We start from the raw sequence: 13,599 nt of genomic DNA on the forward strand, positions 1-13,599 counted from the left end.
CATTGATCTGTTCTTTATAATGAACTACACTATATTTGCAACATAAAAATCACCATCTAAAACATAAGGGAGAAAAGAAAATGAAGAAAGCCGTTATAGCCATCATTGATTTCTCATTTAAGTTATTTAACCAATTCATTTTGAAGTTTATTTGGCCCGCTCCAAAAATATTATCCGTAGAAAAATCGCTGTTGGCCATCATCCGCGACAAAAAAGCCGTATGTCGATTTGGCGATGGCGAGCTAATGTGTTTATTGGGGGGAGGGATCAGGTACCAGGAAGCTAATCCGCTTCTGGCAAGCAGACTCAAACAAATACTGTCCTCCGACGAGAGGGGAATTGAAATTGGTTTACCTGATGTATTTTCAACGAAACGGTTGAGCTTGCGGACTGCAGAAAATCAATCATTTTGGCAAGATCACTTATCCAATTACAGATTCCAATGGTATCGATCTATTAGGCGAAATCGTACCTACTTGAATACAGCAATAAGTCGGTTCTATATACCTTATCGCGACAAAGACAAGAGTAAACAAAATAGTTTGTTATTGAAACGCATTTGGCAGGACAAATCCATCTTAATTGTAGAAGGAGAAAAAAGCCGGCTGGGGGTCGGGAATGATTTATTTGACAATACAGAAAAAATAACCAGAATATTATGCCCATCTGAAAATGCTTTTTCGAAATACGAACAGATTCTTGATACTATAAAAAAATTCGATAGAAATGTCCTTGTATTAATCGCTTTAGGTCCAACGGCTACTGTTCTCGCCTATGATCTGGGACTTGCAGGATATTCGGCAATCGATATCGGACACGTTGATTTGGAGTATGAATGGATGAAGCGCGGAGCACCAAGCCAAATTAAAATAGAAGGAAAATATGTAAATGAAGTATCCAACGGTAGTGTCGTCGTTGAAAACCTGGACAAAGACAACTTATACTGGAACCAAATCTGCGCCACTATTATTTAATAGTACAGCCCTTGATCGTCCCGATGGAACGATCAAGGGCCTTTATTCCGATATCTGGCACAAAGCGCTAATTGCGATGATCTGCATTTGTCTGCAGTTCACGTTTCCTTCCGATTAAACCTCTTCCAGATCGATGCAGCTTAATTAGCAGCATGACTGCAACCCCGCGCAAGTACCGGAACGGCTCTGTCCGATGAAACAAAGCGACATACAACGAGTTTACAATGATCAAACAAGCCGCTATCTGCAACAGTAAAGCAGCTATCGTGTCTGCCGCCCATAATTGGCAGACGGTATAAGCGACGATCAATGCCAACAACCCCGCTCCCGTATAGGCAAAATACGTTAAGAAATAATGAAGCAGAGGTTTCCCAAACACCTTTTTGTATACCAGATAGGGCGTTGTCCAGAACGGCACCGCGATGGCGCTAAGCAACCCTCCTAAAAATATGCCCCCAAGTCCCAACTCGCGCACCAGCAGTAGACAAGCGCCAAGATTAATGGCTGCCTGCAGCAAAGGCGCGTAACGATCCTCGTGAAAGATGCCAGCCGTCGTCTTTACCGTCGTAATGGAATTGCGCATGCCCCGTTCATAAAATGCGGCGACAAGCACGGGCACGACTGCTCCCGACAACAAGAAGGAGTCTCCCAGCCATAGTCGAATGAAAGGCCCCAGCAACAAAAACATACCGATGCCGAGCATCGAATATAACCAAAAGTTCAACAGCATGGTCGCTTTGTATACCTCGTAGATTTTGTCGGCGCTCTCCTTCGCTACCAAATTGCCGACACTATGATACATATTGCTGAATATTTGATTGACGAATGTCCGGCTTATATCGATAAGCATCTTATAGTTGGCATACAGCCCCACCGCGGCAATGCTAATGAAGGTTGAGATGAGAATACTCTCGACCCCGAATATGAAATAAGACCCGACATTTTGGATAAAGATCGCCTTCATATTGCGAAGGAAATTCCGTTTGGTCTCAGGATCCAGCGTATCGGCCTTGCCGAACTTCAGATAAGGATACTTTCGGTTCACGATAACCGTCAAAATGATGGAAGTCGCGATCGTAATGACCGTGTCGACCGCCAGATACAATAAATAATTTTCTGTATAATACAAAATGGCGATGCGGATAACCGTCGAAATAATGGACGAAATCGAGAAGACGGCCGTAACGATATAGTTCTTCTGATTGACGTTCAGATAGGAATGCTTATAGACGAACAAATACGGAACCGCCGTATTGACCAGGAAAATGAGATAAACAAGCTCGATATGCGGCACGTCGGCTCCCTTGACGATCAGGTCGAGGAACGGCAGCACCGCAAGTCCCAGCGCCGTCACAACGAGTGCGATGATACGGTACGTATTGCGGTATAGCTTCATCAAGGCCAATATCTGCAGGCGATTCTTCTCCGCGACAGGCTTATACAAGTTGAATACGATGCTGGAGCCGATTCCCGCCTCTGCAAGCGACAACATCGCCAATACGCTCGTAAACAAGGCATTAACGCCCAGGTAGTCGATGCCCAGACTATGGATGAACACCGTTCTGGACACGAAGCCAAGCAGCGTAATGATGAGTTGATTGGCAAGTCCCGCGGAGATATTAAGCAGCGTATGCTTTGTTCTCATAACTTCATCGCGCAAGCAAGCCTGATAGCGAACCCCTGCGTGAAGGGCAGTATGCCGAACAGAGAAGAATATACGCCGATGTCCTTCGTATCTCCCTGGGAGAAATCAACCTCGCCTCCACGCCGCGTCACCCCCATCAAATAACCGGCTGCACGCTCCGCCCCTTTACTGCAGCGATCCTGCAATTCCGGTATAGAAGCCGCTTGATGCAGAAACCAGCCGAGCGTTGCAGTTGCGGAGGAGTCCGCTCTCGCTTCTTCTCGATTGACCGACCAGCTCCAGCTGCCGTTCTTGCGCTGGAAGGCAAGCACGGCAGCCGCGTAACGGTTCACCATGCCAGTCAGCTCATCTCTATAGCGCGAGTTGTCGGGCAGCTCCGACCACGCATCAATGAGGCCGATCGCAAACCAGCCGAGCCCTCTGCCCCAGCCGTACAGACCTGCAGGCATACTCTGCTCCACATGATAGGCATGGCTTGGAATATAATGTCCTTCCAGCATGCCGTTGTTTTCGTATTGCCGCAATTGGCGAACCGCCAGCTCCACGCACTCCTGAATCCCATACCGCGTGCCATAGGCGATCAAAAACGGACAGATAAAGCCGATCGTATCCACATAACGATAATGCGGCATCGACAACCTGTACTTCACGGTACCGTCGCTCCCGACATGGGTGCGAATCAACTGCCATACCTCATCCAGGGCGGGCTTGAAGCGATCGACCTCGTTTCCTGCCAGCTTCATGACCCCGTAAGCCAAAATACCGGCATCCACATGTTGGGGAGTTTCCCGCCAATGACCATCTGAACGAAACTTCTCCTTGTAAAAGCGCTTCGCCCTCCGATCGAGGGTTTCGTCTCCTCCGCCGCAGCTTCTATATTCCGCTAGTCCCAACAATAAAGCGGCTTCTTGCCAATGCTGGATCGCGCTGCGGCTATAGTTTCCCTTGAGCATGTCGATGACGATCAGCCGCGTATTGTCCGTCACCTTAATCGTCGGCGTCCGCCCCAGCCATCGCATGCCCGTTGACGTGATCGCGCCTTTCCAGTCCCGGCGGCTGCCGTAACGGCCGATATGAATGCGGCCCAGCCAATCTCGTGCAATGGGTATGCCGTCGATCAGCGCAACGGCCAAACAGAGCGCCACAACGGCGAGAGCTAAAAACTGAATCAAAGTGGGATCTCCTTCCTTCCGCTTGCTTCATTTGACAAATCCGGCGTTCGTGCCCTCAGCCAAAACGCGGAACATCTCTTCTTTTTTTCCGGCGGTAATCCGTCCTCCCAAGGTATATGAGACGTCGTAGTAGATGGCCGTCTCCGTCAACAGGCCGAGCTTCCCTGCGTATTCCTCGACGCTGCCGATCGGCTTTGCCGGATTGCCCGCCACGATGGTTCGCGCCTGTACGGACTTCGTCACCACGCTTCCCGCCGCCACGATCGCTTCTCTTCCGACGGATACGCCGGGCATAATGATTGCGCGTGCGCCGATGAAAGCGTAGTCCTCAATTATGACCGTACCGATCCGTGTAGAACCGACCGCCGGTTTGCTGCTTGCATCATGCGCCAGCAAGTAAGCTTCGGGAGCGATTGTCACATGATTGCCGATCCGTATGAGCCAGCAATGCGAATAATCGAAAACGACGCCCGGCTGTATCGAGCAACCTTCGCCCACCTTCATCCCAGCCCGGATGTAATCCTCCATCCACAGTTCCTCAAGCAGCCATTTCCGCCATCTCGCACGAACAAAATGCAATAGCTTCTTGCTCATCTGCACACCGCCTTAATTGAAGAACGTACATATGCTAACGATTAGGTCAGCAGTTCGTACAACTTCTCTATTTCCGCCTCCGTGCCCAAGTTTTCTTCTGAAAGTCTTTGTGAAAATGATTGCTTTAAGTCCTCATTGCCCAGCACTTCCGCGATGCCTTCTGCAAGCTCAATTGCGCTCATGCCTGTGATCCAACCGTTGTGTCCATGCCGGATTTGATCAGAAGCAGTGGAGAAGTTCGTCACGACAATCGGCTTGCCTAGAATCTTCGCTTCATCAATCGCTATCGCTTTCCCTTCGAAACGAGAGGGCTGCACGTAGAGATCCGCCTGGCTGATGAACGTATACGGATTTTCCTTGGGACCCAGCAAGTGAAAGTGATCTTGTAGTGACATCCTCTCGATCATTCTTTCCAGCTCCTGACGTTCTTCTCCCTCCCCTATAACATTCCACTGAACACGATAACCGCGATCCCGGAGCAAGCGACATGCATGCACAGCCAAATCAAATCCTTTTTGTGCTGTCAATCTACCAACTGACACGATCGTAATGCTTTCATCTAGCGCCCCTATCGAATCGTTCTGTCCTGCTAACGCGCGGATCAGCGCTGGGGATACGACGTTCTGAATGACCTTTACCTTTCCAGTCTGCTCGGGAAATAAACGCATAAGAACTTCAGAACATGTGTCTGAGACTGTTACTAGATAGTCGAGCTTGTGGAAATAGCGAACGTCTAGGGTGGGATCCATACCTAGCTTTTCGTAATCGTTATGTATGAATCCAAGTTTCACCTTTGCTTCCACCTTGTCCAGGCAAAAGTATACGGGCGTTTTTTCCAAAAAACCGATCGCCGCATCATACGGCTCCCTGACATTGGGAAGAGCCAGGGAAAGATGTTTCCACAAGCGTTGCTCTTTCCTTGCCGCATTATCATTTCCACGGAATAAAAATCCCGCCCGAATGCGCGCCAAAGCTATCCGGTACTGCCGATCCCGCAGACATGCCCGGAGTGCCTGGCTGATCGGCATATCAAATAACTGATAGCCCGGCATAACATCAATTAGCTTGACTTCGGGAGGTAGTTGCTTCATAAACATGCCTTCCCGCTTAAACAGCAGCAAATCCACTTGAAATCTGGAGTGATCGATGGTGTTAAGCAACGATACAAGCGACTTTTCTGCTCCTCCGCATTGCAAATTATTCATGACAAATAATACTTTTGTTCTCACGCCTATCCTCCTCAATCAAGCAAGAAGCTGATAAAGCTTTTTAATCTCGTCCTCCGTTCCCAGATCCATGCCGGACAACGCTTGAGACAAGCGATTTCGCAGCTCCTTGTTCTCGATCAATCGCATAATTCCGTCAGCTATACTTTCCGCATTCATCCCAACGATCAAGCCGTCGACATCATGCCGGATCTGATCCTTGGCCGTGCTGAAATTCGTGACCACAATCGGCTTATTTAATATTTTCGCTTCGTCGATCGCAATCGATTTACCCTCGAATCTGGAAGTCTGCACGTAAATATCAGCTTGATGAAGATAGGGGTACGGATTAGAGCGTAAACCGAGCAGACGGAACGATTGACCTAATCGGTAACGATCTATTAGTCGGTCCAGGCTCTCTCTCTCCTCTCCCTCCCCAATCACGTTCCATTGAATGGATAGTCCCCTGTCCAGCAAGATCCGGCAGGCTTCTACGGCAAGCTCCAGTCCCTTTTGGGAATGGAGTCTTCCAATCGTTAAGATGACCGTCTCCTGATCCCGTCGCTCGAACAAATCCTGCTGCACATGTTGCGCCAGTCGGCATATTATGTTTGGCGACACGATGTTATGAATAATACTAACTTTGTTGCTTTGTTCGGAAAAGACGCTTTTTAAGGTTGCCGCACATTCGTCTGACACCGTTACGATATGATTTAATCGCCTGAAGTATCGTTGGTCGAATGCGGCGTTCGTCTCCAATTTTAAATAATCATTGTGAATCCAGCCGATTTTCGAGTTGGCTCGAATATGATCCACGCACATATAGATGGATGTTTTCTCCAGGAATCCGATCGCCGTATCATAAACGCCGGTGAAGCCTTGCAACGTTTCCGCCATGTGTTTCCATGCTTTCTGCTCTCTTTCCCCAACGCTTAAGGGAGTACGATGTACCATGGCATACCTTAACCGCCGATAAGCGAGTCGAAACTGGCCCCTGCTCAAAAAAGCCGCAAGCGATTGAGAGAGAGGAAGGATAAACCTTCGGTAATTGATCGGATGCGGCAATAGACTCACTTGCTCAGGAAGATGTTCGAGAAACATTCCTACCTGATGGAACAAAAACACGTCAACATCGAACTTCGAATAATCGATCTGTGACAACAGATTCACGAGACTGCGTTCTCCACCGCCTGCAGCCAGACTGGGTATAACAAACAATAGTTTCTTCTTCATCGCCTTATCCTAACTCTCGTAAATAATCGACGGCCTGCAAAGAGCGCTGCCTAACGCCCGGCATCGCGTTGACCAGTTGTTGCCTGATCACATGTTCATCTCTTAGCAACTCCGCAAATCCCGCCTTCAGCTTGTTGAAATCGGACAGTTCCTTGAGGTGGAGCACTAGCTTCTCTTCGCCGAATATATCTTTGGCGATCCCCTTTGACTTCACACTGTAACCTAGCACCATGGTCGGCACATGATTGGAATAAGCCGCAATCGTCGCATGAGTCCTTGCTCCGATAAAAAATCGCATGCGTGCAATATAGCCTTTGTACTGTATGGCGGTCAGATTATCGGGCAACAACAGCACTCTTCCACTAGAACGGAATTGTTCATAATAGGAATGAAGCACCTCATAATCGTTATTTCCCTCATAGATGACATGGGGGGTAAAAGCAATTGTCATATCGGTCGTATCCAGAATATGCTCGATCAGCTGCATGACAGAGAGCCTGGACTGTTCATTCAGCTTCCAGACCAAGGGACTGAAATTCAGGCCGATCGTATTGCCCTCTTGCCAGCCTGGAGGAAGCGGCAATTGTATCTGCTCCATAGTAAACGCCGGATCGGCCGCAAGCTTAACTTGCGTGAGTCCCTTTTCTTTGAGCATCTGGTAGGTCAACGATTCCCTGGCTACGATTAAATCAAATCGTTGCAAGTCCTCCAGCTTCTCCGCAGACATGTCCTCCTCGCCGATCGAGCAACCCCACAGGACTAACTTTTTCCCCTTAAGCTTCACCCTTCTGTCGATTTCGTACCAGCCCGGCTGCTCACCATAACAATAATTATCGCCACCTATGGACATCACAACATCCATTTCCGCTATGCGGCTGATCGTTTTAGCCTCAATTTTCCCAAGTGCATAAGATTCCCTCTGGAATAATTTGTTCTGAAGGAGAGATAAGAACCATTCCATTGAATACTTGTCAATGGTGGAAGCCGAACCGTCAAATATGCCATCCAATCGGCCAATGATTTCATCCGTATCAGGCTTGCCGGAAGCCAGATAGACCTTCGATCCTCCAATTTGGTCTTTGATCAGATTTGTGGTTGACCGCACAATCGCCTCGCAGCCGCGATTCTGGCTCCCGCCATGCGCAAACATCATAATTTTCATTTCTTAACCTCCCGTGTTCGTATCGTTTCGAAATCTGCTGTACGCGGTCAGACCATATAATCCCAATGCCGATTGCATACCCATCATTCGTAAAATCCATTGCTCGTACCTGCCGGCATTTTGCCTATGATGGGCATATGCCGGGAGCGCGGCGCGGACGGCAGGATGCGCGAGCATTTCTTTGACCGAACCTATCTTTTGCCTTAGGCTCAACCCGTTGGCCGGCTCATAATAGAGATGGACATAGGAAATAATCGCCTTAATAAATTCGATTGACTTCAATCGAGTCAGTTCGCCTGGCTCCACAAGCTTCTCGTAAGCTTGCGGATACTTCTCCTCGTACACCTCAATTGCATGTGCAAAGTAGTCCATCTTTGCCAAATTTCTGGTGGCGCTGCCGTATACTTCACGATAGTGATAGCCGACATAATTTAAATAAATCATGGAGTCGGCGACCGCGAACAACTCCATCGCAAACACTTTATCTTCTCCAAGCGTCATTCCCTTGCGAAAGGAGATGTCGTGCCGATAGATTAATTGCTTTCGGAACAATTTGTTCCATACCGTGTTCATGGACCAGCCCATCATAAACAACGGCATTACTTCCTTCTTTATGTATGTCCGATCCAGCCTTCTATCTGCCGGGAATTCGTGACGTGAACATCCCTTGCGCTCTCCAATCTGGCTTTCATAATCGATAACAACGATGTCGCTACGCGAGGAAACAGCGGCTTCAAACATCACCTCGAACATCTCAGGTTTCACCCAATCGTCTGCGTCCACAAACCCGATATATTCGCCTTTTGCCACGGAGATACCGACATTTCTTGCGGCACTGACGCCTCTGTTCTCTTGATAAATGACTCGAATGCGTCCGTCTTCCCTCCGGTAACGCTCCAGGATCGTCCGGCTTCCATCACGCGACCCATCGTCGACGAAAATGAACTCGCATTCCTGCAATGTCTGTTTGATAAGCGACTGCACGCACTCCGTCAAATATTGTTCCGCATTATAAACTGGTATAACGACAGTTATTTTAAAAGGAAAAGGTCTTGCCTCGTTAGACGATACTTTTGCAATCGAAGTCAAGCCGACCCCCTCCACTCCGTTCTGTCGCCGATCAGTTCGTAGAGCTGCTCTAATTGCTCGCCGCAACTGTAATTTTGTGTACGGCAATACTCGCTCAGTTCGGCGCGCAGCCCATCATTCCGATACAGATGCTCGATGCCGTCCGCGATCCCTTCCGCAGACAGCTCCGCGATATATCCGTCATACCCGTCATTCACCTGGCTTGCCGCCGTGGAATAACGAGTAATCATCACGGGTTTGCCGAGCATCTGGGCTTCCGTAACCGTAACGGCCTTGCCCTCGTAGCGGGAAGGCTGCACATATAGATCGCAAGCTGCCATGAACGGATAAGGATTAAGCTGCTTACCGAGAAGAACGAATGAATTTTGCAGTCCATTCTGCCGGATCAGCTCGCGAATAGAGTCTTCGTCGCCCCCATAACCGACGACGTACCAGACGATATCCCGCATGCCGCGATCCGCAAGCAGCTTCAGTGCTTGCACAGCCTGATCAATTCCTTTGGCATGGGATAATCGCGCTACAGTCAGCAGCTTGAACCTGGAGTCCGCGAGCATGGCTTCGGCATCCGTCCCTTCGATCTCCCCGGCGAGCGTACGCACTGATTCCAGCGATACAATATTTTCGATGACGCGTACCCGGCTCCTCAGCTCTCCGTACTTGCTTAGAAACGACTCCTTGCATGCCTCCGATACTGCGACGATAGCATCAAACTTGCGCCACATGACCAGATCCTGCTCCACATTGGTCTCGACAGTCGAATAGTCTGTATGAATCCAAGCCAGCTTGCGCTTAGCCGATACTTTATCCGCTACGTAATAATGAGGCCACAGATAACTGATCGCGGCATCGTATTCGCCTAGCTGATTCGGCAGGAATGGCAACGCATACTTCCAAGTCAGCTGCATTTGCAAGTACCCGGGCTCCGTCAGCCCCTGTCTCGACCCCGTAACGGACGCAACCGCCTTGGCCAACACACGGGCCATGCCCAGCCCCAGCTTCCCCGACCTCACCGTCGCCATTATGGATGATCGGAACGTTGCGTATGCCGGACTCTCGGCCAATAGATTGGCCCTTCGATTAAGCAAACCCATGAAATCGCCGCGATGACGATACAGCATCACATCGACCTGATAGCGATCGTAATCGAACTCATTAAGCAATCCCGCAAGACTGCGTTCTACGCCTCCAACCTCCATGTCGTACGAAGCAATCAACACCTTGCCCACGCCGCTTCTCCTCCAATCAGTCTTCATGTTTTATGTTCCCTGGCGCCCTTCGCCTTCCTCCACAACCACAAAAACGGACGCAGGCCGAAATATAGGAAGTGAAGCTTCTGCGGCAACGGCAAAGTTTCCGTGTCCTCGTAGAAGGGATGCATGACGCTCAGCACATACAGGCATTTCTGACGCATGGTCAGCAGTCCGAACAAATATTGTTTATGATAACGCTCGACCTCCTTGGGTACGGGCGGCGTATGCAGATTAACGGTTCGACGCATATAAAACATCGTGTCCTCGGCTAACCATCCCGCCTTGCGGGACGTCAGAAGCGGCTTCATCTCCTCGCGAAGCGGCGCAGCAAGCAGCTTCGCAGCAAGAAACAGCGCCTGCCCTCCGATATGGAGCATCTGATGCTTGCGCAGATGGGATGTCAGCCTGGGCCAGTCGATCCGCTGATTCATCAGCTGCTTAATATCCAGCAGCCAGCGAAGCCTTGACCAGCCATGACGGGCTCCGTGGGAGACGAGAAACAAGAACAGATCCTCCCTGCCGAGATAGTAGATCGGTCTGCTTATAAGCGAGCTCTGACGTTTCCTGCTCCACAGCTCTTCGAAGCCGGGCTCCTTGGACGGAGATGGGTTAAGCCGCCAGTGCACCTCTACCTTGATCCCCTTTCCGGGATGCAGAAAGGTGATATGGTGATGTCTCCACTTCCAATCGTTCAGCACGCTTGTAATGTAGTCATCCTTCTCGTAGCCCAGCGACACGAGAAGCTCCTCTGCGGCCTGGAGGCTTTCCAGCGGCACCAACACGTCAAGATCACAGGACGTTCGCAGCGATACATCGCCATACAAGTCGGCCGCGATTACAGGCCCCTTTAGAAACAAAGCGCGAATGCCGCGATTCTCGAACAACGAGGAAAGCCGCTCCATCTCGCCGCTCAACGCGAGCATCGTAATCGTATTCCGGTAGTAGTCCCGCTGGAACATGCTGATAACGAAGGCGGGCACGTTGATCGGCCGATGTTCCTGCAGCTTCCTGTTCATCGTCGGGAACACGCGGTGATGCCGCGCCAGCTCGATGAAGGTATGCCAATTCGCGTCTTTCATTAATTCCCAGAGCTCGAAGCTCATCTCCGTGCCTTCCTCCATCTCAAGGAAGGCAAGCAGCAGTCGTAGTTCTTGTGACAAATCTTCGGTATTGAGCGCGGCTTCCATTTTCATGACGGTCTCCTTCATTCGCAAATAACGAACAAAAAATAATTTTTGTTCTATAAAACGAACACATTTACAGATTATCACCCGACCGTTGTTCTGTCAATTGCGCCGCCCATAATTCTACAAAATTCCGGATCATCCGGAGCAAGGGTATGCTAGAATTAGTGCATAATCATAGAAAACGTATAAGCGAAGGGGATGACGGAATGTCGAATGGAATCATTGTGTTCGGGGCAGGCGGACATGCCAAAGCCGTGATCGATACGATAGAGCGGCAAGGCGCGTACGAAATCATCGGATTGTTGGACGGAGGCAAGCCAGTCGGAGAGCAGGTGTACGGATATAGCGTAATAGGGGATGAGACGTGGCTTGCAGACCGGAATAACCAAGCTGGGGGAGCCATCGCGGCGATCGGCGACAACTGGACTCGCGGCCTTGTCGTTCGAGGCATATCCCGCATTCGGCCGGAGCTGCCTTTCGTGACCGCCGTTCATCCCGCGGCTTCCGTCGCAAGAGGAGCCCGCATCGGGGCGGGCTCCGTCGTGATGGCAGGCTCCGTCGTCGGAAGCGACGCCGAGATTGGGGAGCATGCCGTCTTGTATGCCGGCAGCTGCATCGAACACGATTCCCGCATCGGCTCATTCGTCAGCCTCGCGCCGAAGGCCGCCACTGGAGGGAATGCGGCCATCGGCGACTATACGGCAGTCGCTATCGGCGCGTCTATTATTCATAGCGTCGCGATAGGCGAGCATTGCGTGATCGGCGCAGGCTCAACCGTCGTTCGCAATATCGCGTCCCATACCGTCGCCTATGGCACGCCCGCCCGTGCCGTTCGCTCCCGCACGAGCGGCGAACGATATTTGTGAATGGATAGCAGGCGCCTTAACCGGCTAGCTCGCCGCTTCGGTCGACGCGGAACGCAGCCCTCTCGCCGCGTCCTCGATAACGGCAATGACCCGGTCCTGTTCCTCCGGGCTCATATTGGAGCCCGAAGGGAGACAGATCCCCGTGCGAAAGAGCTCTTCGCATACGGAGCTTCCCTGCTCGTAATGTCCATAAAAGGTTGTTCCCCGGAAGAGCGGCTGCAGGTGCAGCGGCTTCCACAATGGCCTGGCCTCGATATTGGCTTCCCCGAGAGCGTCCAGCAAACCCGCGATAATCGCCTCCGCGCCGGGATGCTTAATAGTCAGCGCCGTCAGCCAGCGATTGCCGCAAGTGCCCTCCGGCTCCGGCATAAACGCGATAGCCTCGTATTTTCCCAGCGCTTCCTCGTATCTGCGGTATACCTCTCTCCTCGCCTGAACGCGTTGATCCAGCACTTCCAGCTGCGCCCTGCCGATCCCGGCCAACACGTTGCTCATCCGATAGTTATAGCCCATTACGCTGTGCTGGTAATGCACGGCCGCGTCTCTGGCCTGCGTCGCGAGAAATTTGGCTCGCTCCAGCGCGTCCGTATGATCGGATACCAACATCCCTCCGCCGGAAGTGGTAATAATTTTATTGCCGTTGAAGGAATAGATGCCGAAATGGCCTAATGTACCGCTCTGGCGTCCCCGGTAGGTAGAGCCAAGCGATTCCGCCGCATCCTCGACGACAGGGACGCCGTACCTGTCGCAAATCTCCATGATCCGCTCCATATTCGCCATTCCCCCGTAGAGATGAACGACGATGACCGCTTTGGGGAGCCGGCCTGCCGCGGATGCATGCCGAAGCGCGCGCTCCAGCGCGACCGGCGACATATTCCAGGTGTCGGGCTCCGAATCGACGAACAACGGCTTCGCGCCAAGATAAACAATAGGATTTGCCGTCGCGATGAATGTGAAGCTGGGACATATGACCTGATCGCCTTCGCCGACGCCCAGCAATTGCAAGGCCAGATGGATGGCGGCCGTGCCGGAGCTGACCGCCGTTGCGCCGCGGGAGCCTACATACGATGCAAGCTCCTGCTCGAATGCGTTAATGTGGGGACCAAGCGGGGCGATCCAATTGCTCCGGAACGCCTCGTCGATATAAGCCTGTTCCTTGCCGCTCATATGGGGAGAGGACAGATAGATGCGGCTTCCTCCGCTTTGTTGCTGCTGACTCATC

Annotated in this window: 12 protein-coding genes; 2 read left to right on the forward strand and 10 right to left on the reverse strand. The window is 51.1% G+C overall.

Features of this window, described 5'->3' with window-relative positions:
- Positions 1-80 precede the first annotated feature (80 nt).
- Positions 81-974, forward strand: a complete 894-nt coding sequence (locus B1748_RS04655) for an SP_1767 family glycosyltransferase (protein WP_087566684.1) — start codon at positions 81-83, stop codon at positions 972-974.
- Between the two features lie 67 nt (positions 975-1,041).
- On the opposite strand, the gene B1748_RS04660 is transcribed toward B1748_RS04655, so the two are convergent.
- Genes B1748_RS04660 through B1748_RS04700 form a run of 9 tightly spaced genes read right to left on the reverse strand, consistent with a single transcriptional unit; the run spans position 1,042 to position 11,517 of the window.
- Positions 1,042-2,619, reverse strand: coding sequence for a lipopolysaccharide biosynthesis protein (locus B1748_RS04660; protein WP_087566685.1), 1,578 nt, complete (start codon positions 2,617-2,619; stop codon positions 1,042-1,044).
- Positions 2,616-3,791: a glycoside hydrolase family 88 protein gene (locus tag B1748_RS04665; protein ID WP_087566686.1), complete on the reverse strand. Its 1,176-nt coding sequence runs from the start codon at positions 3,789-3,791 to the stop codon at positions 2,616-2,618. The genes B1748_RS04660 and B1748_RS04665 overlap by 4 nt, the downstream gene beginning before the upstream one ends.
- 27 nt (positions 3,792-3,818) lie before the next feature.
- On the reverse strand, positions 3,819-4,385 hold the full coding sequence (locus B1748_RS04670; protein ID WP_087566687.1) for an acyltransferase: 567 nt from the start codon (positions 4,383-4,385) through the stop codon (positions 3,819-3,821).
- A 41-nt stretch (positions 4,386-4,426) separates the two neighbouring features.
- Positions 4,427-5,614 (reverse strand): glycosyltransferase, encoded by a 1,188-nt coding sequence (locus tag B1748_RS04675; RefSeq protein ID WP_087566688.1) that lies wholly within the window; start codon positions 5,612-5,614, stop codon positions 4,427-4,429.
- A 15-nt stretch (positions 5,615-5,629) separates the two neighbouring features.
- Complete coding sequence (locus B1748_RS04680) at positions 5,630-6,823, reverse strand: glycosyltransferase (RefSeq protein ID WP_087566689.1); 1,194 nt, start codon at positions 6,821-6,823, stop codon at positions 5,630-5,632.
- A gap of 4 nt (positions 6,824-6,827) precedes the next feature.
- Positions 6,828-7,985, reverse strand: a complete 1,158-nt coding sequence (locus tag B1748_RS04685) for a polysaccharide pyruvyl transferase family protein (protein WP_087566690.1) — start codon at positions 7,983-7,985, stop codon at positions 6,828-6,830.
- Positions 7,986-7,988: 3 nt separating this feature from the next.
- Positions 7,989-9,074, reverse strand: coding sequence for a glycosyltransferase family 2 protein (locus tag B1748_RS04690; protein WP_179215386.1), 1,086 nt, complete (start codon positions 9,072-9,074; stop codon positions 7,989-7,991).
- Positions 9,071-10,327 carry a glycosyltransferase gene (locus B1748_RS04695; RefSeq protein WP_373271249.1) on the reverse strand — a complete coding sequence of 419 codons (1,257 nt, stop codon included), beginning with the start codon at positions 10,325-10,327 and terminating at the stop codon, positions 9,071-9,073. The genes B1748_RS04690 and B1748_RS04695 overlap by 4 nt, the downstream gene beginning before the upstream one ends.
- The gene (locus B1748_RS04700) at positions 10,324-11,517 is read right to left on the reverse strand and encodes a nucleotidyltransferase domain-containing protein (RefSeq protein ID WP_087566692.1); all 1,194 of its coding nucleotides are present in this window, start codon (positions 11,515-11,517) and stop codon (positions 10,324-10,326) included. Before B1748_RS04700 ends, B1748_RS04695 begins: the two co-directional genes overlap by 4 nt.
- 200 nt (positions 11,518-11,717) lie before the next feature.
- Here B1748_RS04700 and B1748_RS04705 point away from each other — a divergent pair, with 200 nt between their 5' ends.
- On the forward strand, positions 11,718-12,377 hold the full coding sequence (locus tag B1748_RS04705) for a NeuD/PglB/VioB family sugar acetyltransferase (RefSeq protein ID WP_087566693.1): 660 nt from the start codon (positions 11,718-11,720) through the stop codon (positions 12,375-12,377).
- Positions 12,378-12,401: 24 nt separating this feature from the next.
- Here B1748_RS04705 and B1748_RS04710 read toward each other — a convergent pair whose 3' ends face one another.
- Positions 12,402-13,598, reverse strand: coding sequence for a DegT/DnrJ/EryC1/StrS family aminotransferase (locus tag B1748_RS04710; protein ID WP_143810237.1), 1,197 nt, complete (start codon positions 13,596-13,598; stop codon positions 12,402-12,404).
- Position 13,599: the final 1 nt, after the last annotated feature.

It is taken from the genome of Paenibacillus sp. MY03, from assembly GCF_002165585.1.
Taxonomy (GTDB): Bacteria; Bacillota; Bacilli; order Paenibacillales; family Paenibacillaceae; genus Pristimantibacillus; species Pristimantibacillus agaridevorans.

Excerpts from the sequence above, each read along its gene's own strand:
- B1748_RS04655 (WP_087566684.1), top strand. The coding sequence starts at position 81 with ATGAAGAAAGCCGTTATAGCCATCATTGATTTCTCATTTAAGTTATTT.
- B1748_RS04660 (WP_087566685.1), bottom strand. The coding sequence starts at position 2,619 with ATGAGAACAAAGCATACGCTGCTTAATATCTCCGCGGGACTTGCCAAT.
- B1748_RS04670 (WP_087566687.1), bottom strand. The coding sequence starts at position 4,385 with ATGAGCAAGAAGCTATTGCATTTTGTTCGTGCGAGATGGCGGAAATGG.
- B1748_RS04680 (WP_087566689.1), bottom strand. The coding sequence starts at position 6,823 with ATGAAGAAGAAACTATTGTTTGTTATACCCAGTCTGGCTGCAGGCGGT.
- B1748_RS04685 (WP_087566690.1), bottom strand. The coding sequence starts at position 7,985 with ATGAAAATTATGATGTTTGCGCATGGCGGGAGCCAGAATCGCGGCTGC.
- B1748_RS04695 (WP_373271249.1), bottom strand. The coding sequence starts at position 10,327 with ATGAAGACTGATTGGAGGAGAAGCGGCGTGGGCAAGGTGTTGATTGCT.
- B1748_RS04700 (WP_087566692.1), bottom strand. The coding sequence starts at position 11,517 with ATGAAAATGGAAGCCGCGCTCAATACCGAAGATTTGTCACAAGAACTA.
- B1748_RS04705 (WP_087566693.1), top strand. The coding sequence starts at position 11,718 with ATGTCGAATGGAATCATTGTGTTCGGGGCAGGCGGACATGCCAAAGCC.
- B1748_RS04710 (WP_143810237.1), bottom strand. The coding sequence starts at position 13,598 with ATGAGTCAGCAGCAACAAAGCGGAGGAAGCCGCATCTATCTGTCCTCT.